This window comes from Nonomuraea aurantiaca, assembly GCF_020215705.1.
In the GTDB taxonomy this organism is placed as follows: domain Bacteria; phylum Actinomycetota; class Actinomycetes; order Streptosporangiales; family Streptosporangiaceae; genus Nonomuraea; species Nonomuraea aurantiaca.
In genome coordinates, this window is the sequence record NZ_JAIWNB010000001.1 from 877,279 (window position 1) to 896,119 (window position 18,841).

Annotated in this window: 12 protein-coding genes; 7 read left to right on the forward strand and 5 right to left on the reverse strand. The window is 69.5% G+C overall.

Annotated features, from left to right (window positions below; translation table 11 throughout):
- Positions 1 to 83: 83 nt before the first annotated feature.
- Entirely contained in the window at positions 84 to 497 is a 414-nt protein-coding gene (locus LDL49_RS04055; RefSeq protein ID WP_225289507.1) for a GntR family transcriptional regulator, read from the forward strand.
- Positions 498 to 614: 117 nt separating this feature from the next.
- Positions 615 to 881, forward strand: a complete 267-nt coding sequence (locus LDL49_RS04060) for a GntR family transcriptional regulator (RefSeq protein ID WP_225289508.1) — start codon at positions 615 to 617, stop codon at positions 879 to 881.
- Positions 882 to 896: 15 nt separating this feature from the next.
- On the opposite strand, the gene LDL49_RS04065 is transcribed toward LDL49_RS04060, so the two are convergent.
- The 5 genes from LDL49_RS04065 to LDL49_RS04085 form a co-directional block, all read right to left on the reverse strand.
- Positions 897 to 2,201, reverse strand: a complete 1,305-nt coding sequence (locus LDL49_RS04065; RefSeq protein WP_225289509.1) for an MFS transporter — start codon at positions 2,199 to 2,201, stop codon at positions 897 to 899.
- A gap of 88 nt (positions 2,202 to 2,289) precedes the next feature.
- Positions 2,290 to 2,769 (reverse strand): RrF2 family transcriptional regulator, encoded by a 480-nt coding sequence (locus LDL49_RS04070; protein WP_225289510.1) that lies wholly within the window; start codon positions 2,767 to 2,769, stop codon positions 2,290 to 2,292.
- A gap of 347 nt (positions 2,770 to 3,116) precedes the next feature.
- On the reverse strand, positions 3,117 to 3,518 hold the full coding sequence (locus LDL49_RS04075; RefSeq protein ID WP_225289511.1) for a PIN domain nuclease: 402 nt from the start codon (positions 3,516 to 3,518) through the stop codon (positions 3,117 to 3,119).
- Positions 3,515 to 3,739, reverse strand: coding sequence for a type II toxin-antitoxin system VapB family antitoxin (locus LDL49_RS04080; RefSeq protein ID WP_225289512.1), 225 nt, complete (start codon positions 3,737 to 3,739; stop codon positions 3,515 to 3,517). Before LDL49_RS04080 ends, LDL49_RS04075 begins: the two co-directional genes overlap by 4 nt.
- 182 nt (positions 3,740 to 3,921) lie before the next feature.
- Entirely contained in the window at positions 3,922 to 5,088 is a 1,167-nt protein-coding gene (locus LDL49_RS04085) for a protein kinase domain-containing protein (protein WP_308016063.1), read from the reverse strand.
- 377 nt (positions 5,089 to 5,465) lie between these two features.
- Between LDL49_RS04085 and LDL49_RS04090 the strand changes: the two genes are divergently transcribed.
- The 5 genes from LDL49_RS04090 to LDL49_RS04110 all read left to right on the forward strand — a co-directional run bounded on the left by LDL49_RS04090 (position 5,466) and on the right by LDL49_RS04110 (position 18,840).
- A complete protein-coding gene (locus LDL49_RS04090; RefSeq protein WP_225289513.1) occupies positions 5,466 to 9,398 on the forward strand; it encodes a LamG-like jellyroll fold domain-containing protein in 3,933 nt (1,310 codons plus the stop codon).
- Between the two features lie 21 nt (positions 9,399 to 9,419).
- Positions 9,420 to 15,515, forward strand: coding sequence for an RHS repeat-associated core domain-containing protein (locus LDL49_RS04095; RefSeq protein WP_225289514.1), 6,096 nt, complete (start codon positions 9,420 to 9,422; stop codon positions 15,513 to 15,515).
- 179 nt (positions 15,516 to 15,694) lie between these two features.
- On the forward strand, positions 15,695 to 17,707 hold the full coding sequence (locus tag LDL49_RS04100) for an erythromycin esterase family protein (RefSeq protein ID WP_225289515.1): 2,013 nt from the start codon (positions 15,695 to 15,697) through the stop codon (positions 17,705 to 17,707).
- Between the two features lie 45 nt (positions 17,708 to 17,752).
- A complete protein-coding gene (locus tag LDL49_RS04105) occupies positions 17,753 to 18,400 on the forward strand; it encodes a dienelactone hydrolase family protein (protein WP_225289516.1) in 648 nt (215 codons plus the stop codon).
- A gap of 110 nt (positions 18,401 to 18,510) precedes the next feature.
- A complete protein-coding gene (locus LDL49_RS04110; protein WP_225289517.1) occupies positions 18,511 to 18,840 on the forward strand; it encodes a hypothetical protein in 330 nt (109 codons plus the stop codon).
- The last annotated feature ends 1 nt before the right edge of the window (position 18,841 follow it).

Genomic DNA, 18,841 nt, shown 5'->3' on the forward strand with positions numbered 1-18,841 from the left:
CTGGTCAATGCTTCTACGAATGTAGCTACATACGAACGTATCTGCAATGTGAAGCACGTACAGTGCTACGTAGCTTCGAAGCCATGGCCATCGATCCCAGCGCCGACCGCCCGGTCTACAAGCAGCTCGCGGACCTGATCCGGGCGCGCATCGAACAGGGAGAGCTTCGCCCTGGGCAGAGGCTTCCCGCCGAGAGCGACTATGTGGCCGAGTTCGGTATCTCCCGTGACTCTGTCCGTCGGGCTATGGCCGTACTCAGAGGCGAAGGGCTCATCGATACCCAACTCCGAGGTTCACGCGTCCGAGACGCAGGCGAGGCGGTTACCGTTCCCATCGCTCACGGCACGAGTTTGATGGCACGCATGCCAACCGAACCCGAGCGCAAGGAACTCGGCATGGCTGAAGGCATCCCGATACTGGTCATCACATCCCCAGACGGAGAAACTCGCTTGCTGCCCGCAGACCAGACCATCATCGAGGTCAGTGACCAGGGGTAGTCGGCTGTCCGTCGGCCGGTGCTGGACGTTCTCGTCAACGAGCCAGCGATCAGGGGCCCACTGCCTCCTCGTAGGTACCTCGGGGAATGAGTGGGTACTTGGCCCTATCGTTGCCCCGTGGACTTCAAGCCTGATGAGCTCCGCTGGCAGGCCGTAGCAGACGAGATCCGCCGAAGGATCGCAGCAGGCGTATACCAACCGGGCATGCCCGTCCCTGGCGAGCCGCGACTGGCTGTCGAACTGGGTGTCTCCAAAGGGACAGCCCGCCGGGCGCTCAATGCCCTGCTGGCCGACGGCACGCTCTATTCGGTCCTGGGCAAGGGGACCTTCGTCGGCGTGCCCAACGACACCAAACGCGCCGAGAACCAAGCGTCCACAGACTGAGCACCAGGTCGCCGGTCAGGGGCTGCCTTCGGCTTCCTTTCCCCGAGATCTGTTGCCCCGAGCTCTGCCGACGGTGGCCAGGAGGTAGGTCAAGGCGAGGACGGCCAGAGCGGTGGCGGCTGCGTACATGCTCGTGGCGCCGTAGGAGACAGTCAGTCCGCCGAGGAGGGTTCCGGTGCCGATGCCGACGTAGATGGCGGAGGAGTTCAGGGCCACGACCAGCGGAGCCTCCTGTGGGGCGGCGGCGATCAGCCGGTGCTGCTGCGGCGGCGTTTGGCACCAGCTACCAGCGCCCCAGGCCATGGCGAGCAGACCGACCAAGGCCGGGGAAGTGGTGTGGGTGGCGGCCATCGTGCCGAGGAGCCCCAGGCCGGTGGCCATCGTCAGGTAGCCGGTGGTCAAGACGCGGACGCCGCCCCAGCGGTCGGTGGCGTATCCGACGGCGAGGTTGCCTGCGACGGCGCCCACCCCGTAAAGGGCCAGGACCCAGACGGTGGCCGAGGGGCTGATTCCGACGGCTGACAGAGCAGGGACGCTGTAGGCGTACACCATGTAGGCGGCTGCCATGCCGAGTACGGTCAGCGGCAGGATGGCGCGGAAGGCGGGGTTGCCCAGGACGGCCAGGCGGGTGCGCAGCGGGACCGCCGGGTTCGCGGGCAGGGCGGGCAGCAGGAGGGCCACGCCGATCGCGGTGATCAGGCAGAGGCCGGCGACCAGCGCGAGGGCGGAACGCCAGCCCAGCCAGTGGCCGGCCAGGTCGCCGAGCGGCACGCCGAGCGCGGTGGCGATGGTCAGCCCGCCGATGACCACGGCCAGTGCTCGGGCTCGTCGTTCCGGGCGTACGAGGGTGGCGGCGACGGCGCCCGCGTTCGGGGTGAACGCGGCGGCTCCTGCGGCGGCGGCGATCCGGGAGGTCATCAGCAGCGCGAAGTCAGGGGCCAGGGCGGAGCCGAGGTTCGCCAGGCCCAGGACGAGCAGGGCGGTGACCAGGAGCGCGCGGCGCGGGGCGCGGGCGGTCGCGGCGGCCAGGAGCGGAGACAGGAAGGCGTACGCCACGGCGAAGACCGTGATGGCCTGCCCGGCCGTGGCGGTGGATACGTCGAGGTTCGCGGCGGTGCTGGGCAGGAAGCCGGCCATGACGAAGGCGTCGGTGCCCACGGAGAAGGTGCCCAGGGCCAGGACCAGGACCGGGCCCAGCCCGTCCGGCCGGGATGGGTGCTGGTGAGCCGCCCCGCCCCGGTCGGCACGGCCGACCGGCCGGCGCCCCCGGCGCGTCGGTGGTGCGGCGGCTCGGCCGACCATTATCGAGACATCTGGCATCCCGATTCTCCTTCGTAAGAGGGCCCGGCCGATCGGCCGGGCCGTGTCGTCGGTCGTAAGAGCCCAGTCGATCGGCCGGGCCGTGGCGTCAGCTGCCGAGTCGCTGGTGGAAGCGTTGTACTCGGCGGGGGGCGCCGCTGGGGCTGGCGGCGATGAGGTCCGCGAGCGTCTGAGCGGCCAGCTCTCGCCGCCAGGCCATCTCGGCTCGGCGCATCGCGGTGGCGATGCCGCATGGGCGTTCGAACTCCCGGGCCGGGGTCTCCGCGCCGGCGCCGCGCTGCCGGATCTCGGCGCAGCGGAACGCCTCGGCCGACCCTTCGATCGCGCTCACGACGTCCATGAGCGTGATGCGCTCGGGCGTACGGGCCAGGCGGTAGCCGCCGCGCGCGCCCGGGGTGGACGCCAGGATGCCCGCCCGGACCAGCGGCTGTAGCCGCTTCTTGAGGTAGGCGGGCGGGAGCACGAAGATCTCCGCCAGCTGGCTCGTGGCCACCGGTGCCTGTTCTTCCAGCCATGCCAGTGCCAGACAGCAGTGCAGGCCCCACTCGACGCCCTCGCCCATGAACATATCAGGGATATTACATGTCCCGATTAATCGAACTCGTCCGAAGCCTCAGACCAGCGCCGGTCTGCTTCGCCCGGCCTCGGCGGACTCGGCCGCCGCCGGATCGCCTGCCTCTTTGGGGGCGGGCGATCGGGGGAGGGCTTCGCGGGCCGAAGCCCCCTGCTCTGTTTGTTTCGGCGAGTTCTTGCCACCAGGAACCCTCCAGGCACACACATGGCGGCGTGGCCGGATCGCGAGAGGAGACGGGAGGGCTCGCCGCGTTCACCGCGAACGTACCTGGAAACCGCGGCTCAGACAGGAGATTCGGCCGTGATAGTGACCTTGCGAGCCAGGGTCACGCCCTGCGCAAGTCAGCTGATCCAGCGCACCGGCTGCCCGGTAAGGCGGGAGATCGTGTCGAAGTAGGCGTCCGCGTGCAGCACGGTGAGCTTGTGGTGCCGGGCCGTCACCGCCATGAGCAGGTCGACCGGCGAGGCACATTGGTGCCAGCCCTTGTCGGCGAGTTCGCGCCGCAACTCGCCGCTCTCGTTCCAGGCCGATTCGGGGATGAAGTAGTACGGAAAGGTTTCGTGGAGGAGATTGCCGACCTCGTAGAAGGCGGGTCGGCCGCCGACGGCGCGAAGATACTCCTGTCTGACCGGCTCACAGATGCCGACGAGCCCGGCGGAGACGGCCTGGTCCCATTCTGTCCCGACCTGGCCGCGGTAGAAGCGGACCAATGCGCTGGTGTCGATGAGGTAGAGCTCCGTCACGCCACGCCCTGTTGCGCGCTGTCACCCTTGTCGATGACGGAGAAGTCGATCTCTCCCGCGGCCACCATCTCGCGCATGCGAGCCACGGCCGCCGCGCGTCTGCGTCGATCGACGATCTCTCGCAGGGCGGCGTTGACCGTGTCCTTCTTGGAGGAGGTGCCGAGCAGCTTCGCGGCCTCGGCCAAGGCTTCGTCGTCGAGGTCGATCAAGGTCTTGGTCATGATGCCACCTCGCCTTTATCTACGAATCGGAATTGGTACATCAGCAGTCGGCTCCGCAGCGGTTCGCTTCGGCTGGAGTCGGCATGCGTCCGGGAACTCCTGGACGCGCTCACGAGCCAAGATCCATGGGACGGGCTGGTAGCCGTCGTTCGCCTGGTGTTGGAGAGCCAACGTGACAGCGGTCAGCCGGCACGGCCTCGGTAGGTGATGGTGGCCTGGCCGGCCAGGCGGATCGACATCCCCGGGTGCAGGCTCACGATGGCTCCGGGTGGGACGTCCTGGAACTCGCCGTCCTCGGTGAACCTGATCGCCGTCCCGCTCGCCGAGTCCAGGTCGTAGGCGTAGATGCGCCAGCCGTCCAGTTGGATCATCAGGTGCTGTTTGTCGGCGCCCTCCACCCTCACCGTACGGACATATGCGTCGTCCCCTGGATTGCCGCCGAAGACGTAACCGTCGTCAAGAGGGAGCTCGCGGCCGTCGTCGAGCACGAGATCGCCCAGCTTGGGACGGATGGCGCTGTAGTTCGTCGGATACTGCCCCAAATCCGCCTCGCACACCATGCAGGTGCGGCGCTCCCCGTCGGTGAAGTGCCCGTTCGGACACCTCACGCCGTAGACCATGGTCCCGGCGTTCTCGGGCCCCAGTGGGGCATACGGCAGGTCCGGGTGGGTGGCCAGCGGCGTTGGATCGTCAAGGTCGGCTTCGACGTACTCGGAGATCGACTGGGGAGGCGGTGGGGTGCTCTGCCCGAGCAGTGCGGCCCGCAGCTCGCCGGGGTTCTGGAAGCGGTCGGCCGGATAGAGACGGGTGGCGCGTCTGATCACGTCGAGCAGCGGCGGCTCGATGCCGGTGAAGTCGAGATTGCCCTGCAGGATGCGGAGGAGCACGTCCTGGATGTTCTCGCTGCCCGCCGGCGAACGGCCGGTGGCGGCGAAGGCCAGAACCAGCCCGAGTGTGTAAATATCCGATCTGAGGTCCTGCGTCGTCCCCTGTACTCCTTCAGGTGACATGTACGAGGGGGTGCCCACTCTCATGTTGGGCATGGTCGAGTTGTGGTCTTCGGCACTCTTCGCGATGCCGACATCGACGATCACCGGACCGTCGGCAGGATTGACGATGATGTTGGCCGGCTTGAGGTCGAGCCGGAAGACGCCCAGGCCGGCCACGTAGGACAGCGTGTCAGCCAGCGTAACCGCTGTTTGAGCTCGGCCACGAACGCCTCGTTGCCGAGCATGGAAAAGGCGTCTTCGTCCACGTGCAGCGGTTCGTGGATGTAGCGAAAGGTCATCCGCAGCCGTACATCGGGCACGCCTCTGGCTTACCACTCCGGACAGGGCGGTGTCCCGCACCTCCTGAGATCACCGCGAGCCCCCGGCCAGACCTGGTGCGTAAGGCGGGACAAAGTCCGCCAAATGTCCGGTGTATGCCCTGGCTCAAGGATCTTCGGCAGCTGACACTGAGCCTGGCCAAGACGTGCGGCCTCTTCCCCCGGAACCGGCACCTCAACAGGACCGTTGCAGGCTGCCCCCGATGACCTTTTGGAGACCTGATGTGGCGATGTTTGCGTGCTCCGCTCGTGGGATTGACGGCCTTATGTGCCGGCTTATTACCCGTGGCGGCGCCGGCGCCGGCAGAGGCGAGTTCACCCCATTTCACCGCCGGCGATCCGGTGGGCTCCGCGTCCTGGGCGGTCGGTGAGGCGAAGCGGTCCGGTAAGCGGGTCGCGGTGACCGCGGAGCAGGCCGAGAGCCGGGACGTCTACGCCAACCCGAACGGATCGTTCACGGCCGAGCTGCGGACCATCCCGGTTCGCGTCAAGCGTGACTCCGGGTGGGTGCCGGTCGACACGGCGCTGCGGCTGCGGGCCGACGGCGGTGTGGAGCCGGGCGCGACCACGGTTCCCGTCGTCTTCTCCGGCGGCGGGGACCAGCCTCTCGTACGGCTGGGGCAGGGCAAGGCGCAGGTCGAGCTGCGCTGGCCGGCGCCGTTGCCGAAGCCGGTGCTGAGCCGGGACTCCGCGACCTACCCAGACGTCATCGCGGGGGTGGATCTGCGTATGACCGCGACCGCCCAGGGCTTCACCGAGGTGCTGGTGGTGAAGGACAAGGCCGCGGCGGCGAATCCGAAGCTAGCCGAGCTGACGTTCGGCCTGGCGGCGAAGGGCGTCTCGGTACGCGACGACGGGCACGGGAACATCGCCGCCTTCGACGACAAGGGGAAGCAGGTCTTCGCGTCCGGCGCGCCGATGACGTGGGACTCGACGCCGTCCGCTGCCAAGCGGGCCGTGGGCGAGCTGGAGCTGGGCAAGGACACGCTGGTCCTGCGGCCGGACAAGAAGCTGCTGGCCGATCCGGCGGCGACGTTCCCGATGTACATCGATCCGGACTTCGCCGCGGGCCAGACGGGGTTCGCCATGGTGCTGTCCGGCCATCCGTCGCAGGCCTATTGGGGCGGTGACGGGGAGAACCTGGCGAAGGTCGGCTACTGCAACTGGCCGGGCTGCAACGGCATCGGGGTGGCCCGTTCGTACTTCCAGTACGACGCGTCGTTCATGGTCGGCAAGCACGTTCAGGTGGCGGAGTTCAACGCCTTCGAGAACTACGCCCCCTCATGCTCGGCCCGGCCGGTCGAGGCGTGGGGGACGAACCCCGTCGGCGCGGGGACGACCTGGAACAACCAGCCCTTCCCCGGCGGCGGCCCGGTCGGCCTGGGAACGGTCAACGTCGCCTACGGCTACAGCGGTGCCTGCCCCGGCAACTGGGTCGGGTTCGACGCGACCGCCGCGGTCAACACGGCGGTGGCGAACAGCAACGGCCTCACGGCGATCATGCTGAAGGCGGCGAACGAGGGCGACGCGTATGGCTGGAAGAAGTTCAACACCAACCCCAGCCTGGTCATCACGTACAACAGCTACCCCAACACGCCGACCGGCCAGACGGTGGAGAACACCGCGTGCGCCGTGCAGCCGAACGAGCCGTACATCAATCCCTACATCGACAACGACCCCAACAAGGGACCGCGCGGGCCGCAGATGGCGGCGGTCGTCTCCGATCCCGACGGTGGCCTGGTGCAGGCCCAGTTCGAGTGGTACACCAGGTTCGGCGCGCGGCTCGGGGTGGCCGCCACGGAGTACAAGGCGTCCGGTTCCACCTTCACCATGGACGTGCCGACGGCGAACGCCGCGGACGGCGCCAATCTGGCCTATCGCGTACGGGGCGCTGACGGCGTCGACTTCGGGCCGTGGGGGCAGTGGTGTGACGTCACCATCGACAGGAAGGGCCCGGACAAGGCGCCGAAGATCACTTCGGTGACCTACCCCGAATGCCCGCCACCGGACTACGACCCCTGCCCCAGAGGCGGCGGCATCGGGCGCACGGGCGGATTCACCCTGAGCGCCGACGGCGTCGGCGACGTGCAGGGATTCGAGTACTCCCTGTACGGCCTGGAGAACACCTTCTCCTCCGCCACCGCCAGTTCGGGCAGCGCGAACGTGCTGGTCACGCCGCCCGAGGACGGCTCGTTGGACCTGTACGCCCGCAGCGTCGACCGCGCGGGCAACCTGGGGCCGCAGTACCGCTACCACTTCATCGTCGGGCCGGGCACGCCGCCGAGGGGCCACTGGAAGCTCGACGGGTACGTCGAGACCAAGGCCGTCGACGAGTCGCCCGCCCAGCACGACGCGACCCTCTCCACCGCGGCGCGCTGGCGGACCGGCCGGCACGGTGACGCGCTCTGGCTGGACGGCGGCACCGCGTACGCGAACACCGCGGGCGGCGCCACCGTGGACACGGCGAAGACGTTCACCGTCTCGGCCTGGGTGAAGCCGGACCGGCTCGACACCGCCTACCGGACGGCGGTCAGCCAGGACGGCACCCGGATCAGCGGGTTCTTCCTGCAGTACAACCCGGGCACCAAGAAGTGGAACTTCATGATGCCGGCCTCCGACGCCGACGCCGCCGAGCGTCACGTCGCGGAATCGGCGGGCCCGGCGGTCGCCGGCCGGTGGACCCATCTGGTCGGCGTGTACGACGCCGCCGCCAGGGAGATCAAGCTCTATGTGGACGGCGTCGCCGGCGCGCCCGCCGCTCACACCACGCCGTGGAGCGCGACCGGGACGGTGCAGCTGGGCCGGGCCCGCTACGCCGCCGGGCCGGTCGACTACTGGCCGGGCTCGCTGGACGAGGTGCGGATCTACGACCGGGCCCTGGCCACCGAGGAGATCCACGACCTGGCCGGCAGCCCGGCGGCCGAGGAGCTGTTCCTGCCGCTCGACGACGGGACGGGCACGACGGCTCAGGAGGTGTCCGGCAGCTACCGGATCGGCGCCCTGGGCAGCGCCGCGTCCTGGACCACCGGCAAGGTGGGGAACGGGGCGGTGCGGTTCGGCGGCGGCACCGAGACCCTGTCGACCGGCGTGCCGGTGCTCCGTACCGATGCCGGCTTCACCGTCACCGCGTGGGCCAGGCTGGAGGCGGCCGACGATCAGTGGCGGACGGTCCTCAGCCAGGACGCCGGCCAGGGGAGCGGCTTCCAGCTGCGCTATCGCGGTGACACCCACAAGTGGTCGTTCGCGCTGCCGCAGTCCGCGACCGACACCCAGCTGACCGCCCTCAGCGCCGATTCGGGCGAGAGCGCGCAGGCCGGGGCGTGGACGCAGCTGGCCGGGGTCTACGACCCGGCGGCTCAGGAGATCCAGCTCTATGTCGACGGCTCGAAGGTGGCCTGGAAGAAGGCCACGGCCACGGTGAACGCCACAGGCGCCTTCCAGATCGGGCGGGGCCGGCAGAACAGCGCCGCGGCGACGCCGTTCGCCGGAGACATCGACGACGTGCACGCGTGGACCGGCGTCCGTACCGCCGACCAGATCAAGGCGGACAAGGAGAAGCCCGTCACCAAGCGACGCAGTCTTTACGGAAGCCAGATCGCCCGATACGTCAACCTCGCGGGCCCGCACATCGTGACGGACGGGCCGGTGCCGGCGGGTTCGCACTTCGAGTTCTCCCTCGGTCAGCCGGCCGGCACCGATGAGCCCAACACCCGGGTCATCTATTCCTGCCGGAGCGGGACGTCCGACTACTTCCTCAACCCTGACAACTGCGGCACCTACACCGATCTCGGCAGCGTCGGCCGCTTCTACATCACGCCGCCCGCCGGCGTGCCCACGCGCCTGGTCTACCGGTGCCAGTTTCCCGGCGTGGGGCATTTCGCCTCCACGGATCCCGGGTGTGAGGGCCAGACGAAGGAGTTCGAGCTCGGCTACACGCGTGCCTACACCCATCTGATCAGGCACAACACGACGGGCTACCCGTACGACCACGCCAGCGACACCGCCCGCCTCCCGGCGAACTACCGTCCGGAGGGCAACATGGGGACCCTGTCGATGACCCAGCTGCCCGGCACCACGGCGTTGATGAGCTGCCAGGACGGCACCGACACCTTCACCTCCGCCGACGCCGCCTGCGAAGGCAAGACGGTCGTGCGCAGGCTCGGCTTCATCTGGACCAGCGCGCCGCAGTCCGTGCCCGGGGCGCCCGGCGCCGTCGGCGTCGAGCTGTTCCGCTGCCGGGCGAGCTGGGGCGACCTGTTCGACTCACGTGATCCCAAGTGCGAGGGACAGACACCAGATCGCTCCCTCGGTTTCGCCGTCACCGGCCTCTGACCCGGAAAGGGATCTCGACTGATGCGCCGTAACCGCTGGCGGCTGTGGCCGATCACGGCCTTGGCCTGCTTGTTCGTCGTGCTCATGGCGAGCACCCCGGCCGGGGCGACGCCGGCCCAGGTCGTGGACGTCATGGCACTCCAAGGGCCGGTCAAGCCGAGCGAGCCGGACAAGGTCGAGTCCGTGCCTGGCGCGGACTTCGCGCCGCCGGCCGCCCGGCCCGACCCGGAGGCGGCGCCCGCCCGCCGGTCCGCCGCCAAGGCGGACTGGCCGGAGACGGGGATGGCCGAGGTCACACTGTCGGGTCGCTCTGCGGCGGCCACCAAGACGAGGGCCGGGTCGCTGCCCGTGTGGGTGGCGGCCACGGGCCGGCCGGGGCCGGAGCGGGTGAAGGTCGAGGTACGGGACCGGGCCGCCGCCGAGCGGGCGGGCGTGTCCGGGTTGCTGGTCTCGGTACGGCGCACGGACGGCAAGGCCGAGCCTGGGCCGGTGACGGTCACGGTCGGCTATTCGGCCTTCAAGGACGCGTACGGCGCTGACTGGGCGTCCCGCCTGCGGCTCGCTCCCGCCTCAGGCGACCGGACGCCGGTCACCGCCGTGCGCAACGACCTCAAAGCCGAGACCGTGTCGGCCGAGGTGTCGGTCGGCGACGCCGGGAGCACCTTCGCGCTGACCGCGGCGCCGAACGGGCCGAAGGGCGACTACAAGGCCACCTCGCTGGCCCCGTCGAGTCAGTGGCAGGTCTCCGCCCAGAACGGCGACTTCGCCTGGTCGTACCCGATGCGGACGCCACCGGTGCCCGGGGAGCTCGACCCGCCCCTGGCGCTGTCCTACTCCTCCGGCGCGGTGGACGGGCACACCGTGGCGACCAACAACCAGCCGTCGTGGGTGGGTGAGGGTTGGAACCTGGCGCCCGGTTTCATCGAGCGGTCGTACAAGGGCTGCGCGGAGGACCTCGGCGGCAACAACGGCCAGACCAAGACCGGCGACCTGTGCTGGGAGACCGAGAACGCCACGCTGTCCTTCGGCGAGCAGTCCGGGCCGCTGGTCTACCAGAACGGCGTGTGGCGGCCGGAGGACGACGACGGCACCCGCGTCGAGCACCTGTTCCGTGACGACCCCCAGGCCAACGGCGACGACAACGGCGAGTACTGGAAGGTCACCACCGGCGACGGCACACAGTACTTCTTCGGCCTGAACCGGTTGCCCGGCTGGGCGGCGGGGCGCGAGATCACGCAGTCGGCCTGGACGGAGCCGGTGTACGGCAACGACACCGACGAGCCGTGCTACAACAAGACCGCGTTCGCCGCCTCGGCCTGCCAGCAGGCCTACCGCTGGAACCTCGACTACGTCGTGGACGCGCACGGCAACTCGATGAGCTACTTCTACAACCAGGAGAGCAATCGGTACGCCCAGAACAACGGCGCGAGCACGGGCACCTACACCCGTGGCGGCACCCTGGCGCGCATCGACTACGGCACCCGCGCCGGCCAGGAGTACTCCAGCCCGGCGCCGGCCCGGGTGGTGTTCGACTCCGCCGACCGCTGCGTGCCCGACCAGAACTGCGCCACCCACACCACCGCCGTCTGGCCGGACGTGCCGTGGGACACCGACTGCGCGTCGATCGCCTGCGCGGACAGGTACTCGCCGACGTTCTGGTCCACCAAGCGCCTGGCGAAGGTGACCACCCAGGTGTCGATCGGCGGCGGGAACTACCGCGGCGTGGACCAGTGGGAATTCGCCTACACCTATCCGCCGGCCAACGACGGCTCCGGCGACAAGGCGCTGTGGCTGAACAGCGTCACCCAGACCGGACTGGCCGGTACAGCGATCACGCTGGACGCGGTGACGTTCGACGGCACGATGATGGCCAACCGGGTCAACTTCGTCGCCGACGGCCTGCCCGCCCTGAACAAACCCCGGATCACCAGCATCGTCTCCGAGTCCGGCGGCGCGATCAACGTGAGCTACGCGCGGCCCGACTGCGCCCCCGGCGCCCTGCCGGCGGCGGCGGAGACCAATACCAAGCGCTGCTTCCCGCAGCGGTGGACGATGCCGCCCGCGACCACGCCGGTCAACGACTGGTTCCAGAAGTACGTGGTGAGCAAGGTGGTCGAGGACGACGCGGTGACCGACACCAAGGACATGGTGACCAGCTACGACTACGTCGGGGGCGGCGCCTGGGCGTACAACGACAACCCGCTGGTCCCCGAGAACCAACGCACCTGGTCGGACTGGCGCGGGTTCGAGAAGGTCACGGTCCGCAAGGGCGATCCGGCCAACGACGAGAACAAACCCGAGTCCAAGACCCAGTACCTGTACTTCCGCGGCATGAACGGCGACCGGCTCAACCCCGCCGGCGGCGCCAAGCAGGCCAACGTCACCGACTCCGCGGGCGTGGCGCTGGCCGACGCCGAGCCGCTGAAGGGCTTCCTGCGCGAGCAGATCACCTACGACGGCACCAAGGAGGTCACCGGCGCGATCAACGATCCGTGGATCCGGCTCACTGCCACCCAGGGCAGCCTCCAGGCGAACCAGGTGGAGACCGCCCGGACAGAGACCCGCGAACCGTACGGCACCGGCACCAACCGGGTGACCCGCGTGGAGACCACCTACGACGAGTACGGCAACCCCACCAAGGTCAACGATCTCGGCGATGTCGCCGTGCCCGGCGATGACCGGTGCACCACCACCACGTACGCGCGGAATGTCCCCTTGATGCTGGTGGAGCTGCCGAGCAGGACCACGACCGTCGGCGTGGCCTGCGGCACCGACCCGTCCTACCCGGCTGACGCCATCTCCGACACGCGGCTGTCGTACGACGGCCAGGAGTTCGGCATGCCGCCGCTCCGGGGAGAGGTGACCAGGACGGAGGAGGCCAAGTCCTACGAGGGCGCCACCCCTGTCTACCGGGTGAGCGACACCTCCACGTTCGACTCCTACGGCCGGGTCAAGGAGGCGCGTGACGCGCTCCTGCGGCTGACCACGACGTCGTACACCGAGGTCAACGGGCTGACCACCGAGACCAAGGTGACCAACCCGCTCGGCCACACGGTGACCACCACCCTCGACCCGGCACGGGGGAACACCGTCCAGGAGAAGGACGCCAACGATCGGACCACCTCGCTAACCTACGACGCCCTCGGCCGGCTGGTGAAGGTGTACCAGCCGGGCCGTACCGAGGCGGCCGGTCAGACCCCGAACACGCGCTACGAGTACGGTCTGCGCCGGAGCGGCGGGCCGAACTGGGTGCTCACCAGCACGCTGGGGCCCAACGGGAACCGCATCGTGACGTACGCGCTGTACGACGGCTTCCTACGGCCCCGGCAGACCCAGGCCGCCAGCCCCGGCGGGGGCCGGATCCTGACCGACACCCTGTACGACTCGCGCGGCCTCGTCAGCGTGAAACGGGCCGCCTACCACCACACCGACGCCCCCGGGACGACGCTCTACCAGCCGGAGGGCGGCAACGTGCCGAACGCGCTCGTCACCACCTACGACGGCGCGGAACGCAAGAGGGCCGAGATCACCATGACGCTCAAGCCCGACGGGACCATGAGCGAGCGATGGCGCACGTCGACGTCGTACAGCGCCAACTGGGTCAGTGTCATCCCGCCCGAGGGCGGCACCGTGACCACCACGTACACCGACGCCCGCGACCAGGTCTACGCGCTGGTGCAGTGGCAGGGCAGGACCCTGAGCGGCCCGAACGACGTGACCCGCTACGCCTACACCAAGGCCGGCGACCTGGCCAAGGTCACCGACCCGGCGGGCAACGTCTGGCGCTACGCCTACGACGTGCTCGGCCGCAAGGTCAAGGCCGAGGACCCGGACAAGGGCACCTCGACCATGACCTACGACGACGCCGACCAGCAGCTGACCACCACCGACGCGCGCGGCAAGACCGTCGTGTCGGTGTACGACGACCTCGGCCGCACCGCGGAGACCCATCTGACCTCGGCCACCGGGACGCTGCTGACCAAGACCGTCTACGACACGCTGGCCAAGGGCGCGCTGACCTCCTCGACCCGGTACGTCGGCGGACAGCCCTACGTGAACGCCGTCACCGGCTATGACGCGGCCGGCCGCCCGGAAGCGACGTCGGTGACCATCCCGGGGGTGGAGCAGCAACTCGCCGGCACCTACACCACGACGCTGACGTACGCGGCCGACGGCAGCCCCGCCACCAAGACCCTCCCCAAACTGGGCGATCTCCCGAAGGAGACGCTGACCTACGGCTACGACGATCTCGGTCACCCCGACACGGTGGGCGGCGACCTGACCTACCTCACGGACACGGAGTACAACGAGCTGGGCGAGGTCGCCCAGCGTGAGCTCGGTCCCGCCGCGAAACGGCTGTGGCGCACCACCTACTACGAGGAAGGCACCCGCCGGATCACCGAGGCGCTCACCGAACGCGAACAGGTCAACGGCGTCATGGTGAACGACCTCACCTACGGCTACGACCCCGCGGGCAACGTCACACGCATCACGGACCGCACCGCCGGGTCCACCAAGGACACCCAGTGCTTCACTGTCGACTACCTGCGCCGGATCACCGAAGCCTGGACCCAGGGCACCGACACCTGCGCGACCACACCGTCCGCGTCGGCCATCGGCGGCCCGGCGCCCTACTGGCACCAGTACGGCTACGACCTGACGGGCAACCGCAAGACCAAGACCGTCAAAGGCGTCGGCGGCACCACCGGCACCGTTACCGCCTACTCCTACCCCAACGCCGGCGACGGCGTCGCCCGGCCGCACGCGGTGACCGCCACGACCACGGGTTCGACGGCCACGGCCTACGGCTACGACGCGGCCGGCAACACCACCAGCCGGCCGGGAGCCGGTGGCTCGCAGACCCTGACCTGGGACGACGAGGGACTGCTCGCATCGATCGCCGCCGGCGGCAAGGTCACCTCCTACCTCTACGACGCTCAGGGAGGGCAGCTCATCCGGCGTGATCCCGGCTCGGTGACGCTGTTCGTCGGTGACGGCGAGCTCCGGCTCAACACCGCCACCGGCTCCACCACCGGAACCCGCTACTACGACGACCTCGGCACCCGCACTGGTGACGGCTTCACCTGGACGGTCGCCGACCAGCACGGCACCTCCCAGACTGCTGTCAACGCCACCACCCTGGTCGCGACATCCCGTCGGCTGGACCTGTTCGGCGACCCCCGAGGAGCGGCCACCGCATGGTCCGCCGGCGACCGCGGCTTCGTCGGCGGCACGGCGAACCCGGAAACCGGGCTGACTCGTTTGGGCGCCCGCGAATACGACCCGGCGATGGGCAGGTTCCTCTCGGTCGACCCGGTCATCGACCCGTACGACCCGCAACAGATGAACGCCTACGCCTACAGCAACAACAACCCGGCCACGATGAGCGACCCCGACGGGCTGAGCTACTCCTCTCCCAAGGATCACCTCAAAAAGGCGCTCACGAAGCACCGCAATACTGCCAAGAAGCGGATGATAACGGCCCTGCGGAAGCACACCGAGCAGCAGATCAAACTGAAAAAGAAAGTCGCCCGGGGTCTACGTGCCTGGGGCAGAACGCATCCGAATCTCGGTAAGTACGTCCCGTATAAGGGCTCCCATGGCCCGGGGTACGAGGACTATTCGGGCCCCCACGGCCCGGGATACGAGGACTATAAGGGCGATTACCCTTGGCGAGTCCTGCTGGACAAAAGTTTCTGGTATGGGGTCCTCCTCCAGGTGGACTGGCAGCATATGATCCAAAATGGGATCAGACAGGGTCTCGACAGGCTGGGCAATTTCTTCGGGTGGGTGTGGGAGAACCGAGGCAAGATCCTCGGCACACTCGGTGCGGTCGCCAGTGCGTTGTGTGTTTTCGGCTGGGTGTGCGCCGCAGCGAAAGGCCTCTGGGCGCTCGGAACGGCGGACAGCGTTATTGGGTGTTTCGGCGGAAACGATATCTCCTGTCTAGGGGGCGCCCTGAGTGCGGGGACATTCCTGCTCGGCGAAACTGTGTTCAAGGGCAATAAGGCGGGTGAGTTGGGTCTTGCCGGACTTGATCTCGCGCTGACCTGGTTTCCTTTCACTGACCCCACGGTTAGAAAATGGCATGGGAAACAGAATTTTCCCCATAGATGAGACCGCGTAACGTGCTGAGCATTTCAGCCGTATAGGGCCACGACCCACCGGCTCACCGCCGGTCCCGCCGAGACCAGACACGACTGAGTGGTTCGAGGGAGGGACTGATTGTCCAAGGGAGGGAAGGGAGGGGGTAGGAGCAGGTCACACGCTCTGTCACGAGATGGGATGGGACGGTTATGGCAGATCACACCTTCCGTGATCGCCGGGACGCCGGACGGGCGCTGAGCGGTCTGCTCACTCAATACCGCGATCGTGACGACGTGATCGTGCTCGGGCTGCCGCGCGGCGGCGTACCTGTGGCCTACGAGGTGGCCGCCGCGCTGGAGGCCCCGCTGGAGGTGTTCCTGGTGCGCAAGCTCGGCGTGCCGGGACACGAGGAGCTCGCGATGGGGGCGATCTCCAGCGGCGGGGTGATCGTGCTCAATGAGGAGGTCGTACGCGGCTTCGGCATCGAGCCGGCGGTGGTGCGGAAGGCGGCCGAGCGGGAGGGCCGCGAGCTGGTGCGGCGGGAGCTGGCCTATCGCGAGGGGCGGCCGATGCCGGAGCTGGGCGGACGTACCGTCCTGCTGGTCGACGACGGTCTGGCCACCGGGTCGAGCATGCGGGCGGCCCTGCTCGCGGTGCGGCGGCTGCGGCCGGAGCGCGTCGTGGTGGCGGTCCCGGCCGCGCCGAGCTCGACCTGCGAGGAGCTGCGGCTCGAGGTGGACGAGGTCGTGTGCGCCACGACGCCGTCCCCGTTCTTCGCCGTCGGGCAGGCGTACTGGGACTTCGACCAGGTCACCGACGAAGAGGTGCGCGAGCTGCTGCGGACGGCGGCACGGCCCGGGAACCCGGACAGCGCCCGCACGGGCGGCGGGAGGTCCGAGGCGGCGATCGTCCGCATGGCCGCCGCGGTCGTCGAGAACGGCGTGCCCTCGGACGAGACCCTGTTCGGGCTGGTCGGAGATACCCGGCTGGTACTGATCGGCGAGGCTTCGCATGGCACCGCCGAGTTCTACACGGCACGGGCGGAGATGACCAAGAAGCTCATCGAGCGACGCGGCTTCCACGGCGTGGCGGTCGAGGCCGATTGGCCGGACGCCTACCGGGTGAACCGCTACGTACGCGATCGCGGCGAGGACGAGACAGCGGAGGAGGCGCTGCGCGGTTTTGAGCGCTTCCCGACGTGGATGTGGCGGAACACGGCCGTTGTGGACTTCGTCGGCTGGCTGCGCGATCACAACGACCGGGTCGGCGACGAGTCGCGGAAGGTCGGCTTCTACGGGCTGGACCTCTACAGCCTGCACCGGTCCATGCAGGACGTCATCGACTACCTCGATCGTGTCTCCCCTGAGGCCGCGGCGCGGGCCCGCGAGCGGTACGCGTGCTTCGACCACGCCGACGGCGACGCCCAGTCGTACGGGCTGGCGGCCGCCTTCGGCGCGGGGGAGTCGTGCGAGGAAGAGGTGGTCGCCCAGCTCGCCGACCTGCAGCGACACGCCTGCGAGTACGCCAGGAGGGACGGCCTGCCGGCCGAGGACGAGCTGTTCCACGCCCAGCGCAACGCCATGAGCGTGCGGTCGGCCGAACGCTACTACCGCTCGATGGTCACCGGCCGGATCTCCTCCTGGAACCTGCGCGACGAGCACATGGCCGACGCCCTCGACGACCTGGCCGACCACCTCGGCCGCGTCCGCGGTGAGCCCGCCAAACTGGTGGTGTGGGCGCACAACTCCCACCTCGGCGACGCGCGGGCGACCGAGATAGGCGCCCGGGGCGAGCTCAACGTCGGCCGGCTGGTCCGCGAGCGCCACCCCGGCCAGTGCCGCCTGATCGGCTTCACCACCTATTCCGGTACGGTCACCGCCGCAGACGACTGGGGTGGCCCGGCCGAGCGCAAGGTGGTCCGGTCGGCGCTGCCCGGCAGCGTGGAGGAGCTGCTGCACCAGGCGAGCAGCGGGGAGTTCATGCTCTGGTTCGACGTCGCCGGGCCCGCCGCCGACGTGCTGCGGGCGGCGCGGCTGCAACGGGCCATCGGGGTGATCTACCGGCCGCGGACCGAGCGGCAGAGCCACTACTTCCAGGCCAGGGTGGCCGACGAGTTCGACGCGGTGATCCATATCGACGACACCCGGGCGCTGGAACCGCTCGAGCGGACCGCCGTCTGGGAGCGGGGCGAGGCGCCCGAGACGTACCCGTTCGCGGTCTAGCTTCGGGAGGGGACCTTGGGGGAGGGGACCTTGGGGGAGGGGAGCATGGACATCGCGGAGGCCGGCGTACGGATCCCGATCGGTGAGGTGGCCCTGGACGCCGACGTCGCCGTGCCTGCCCAGCCGCGCGGCGCGGTGCTGTTCGCGCACGGCAGCGGCAGCGGGCGCCACAGCCCGCGCAACCGCTACGTCGCGGGGCGGCTCCAGGCCGCCCGTCTGGTCACCGTACTGGCGGATCTGCTGACCGAGGCGGAGGAACGGCGCGACGCCGTGACCGGCGAGCTCAGGTTCGACATCGGCCTGCTCGCCGGCCGCGTGGCCGCGCTGACCGACTGGGCCAGGGCCGACGCCAGGACCGCGGACCTCGGCATCGGCCTGTTCGGCGCCAGCACTGGCGCCGCGGCCGCCCTGGTCGCCGCGGCGGAGCGGCCCGAGGCGGTGCGGACCGTCGTCTCCCGAGGCGGGCGGCCCGATCTGGCGGACGAGTTCCTCACCCGGGTACGCCAATCCACCCTGCTCGTCGTCGGCGGCGAGGACCCGGCGGTCATCGACCTCAACCTCCGGGCGATGCGGCGGATGCCCGGCGAGGTCCGCCTGGAGATCGTGCCGGGCGCGTCCCACCTGTTCGCGGAGCCCGGCACGCTTGAGCAGGTGGCCCGCCTGGCCACGGACTGGTTCGTCAGCCGCCTGTGAAGGCCGGGATCGTCGATCGTTTCGACGATCGGTGAAGCGTGGCTCCGGTGAGTCCGTCGCGCACTAGCGTCTATTCGCGGCACAGGCGTACGCGCGTGAAGGACAGGCCCATGGGGGAGCGGCTGGAGATCCATCGGCACGTGGTCGATGGCGGGGTGGCGCGCTGGACGGATGCGGCCGTCCAGCTGCGGGACAAGCTGGCCGAGGCCAGGGGCAGGATCGAGAGCCTGCACGCCGCCGCGCCGTGGGGGCACGACTCGGCCGGCCGGGAGTTCGAGCAGGCCTACATAGCCGACGACGGCCCCAACGCCATGCTCCGGGCGGGCGCCGAGTCGGCGGACTTCGCGGTGGCGGCCGGCCCGGCGGTGACGGAGAACGTGGCCAACTCAGCGGGGGCCGACGCCGACCTGGTGGCGTCCAGGGCGCGGACGGACGCGTGAT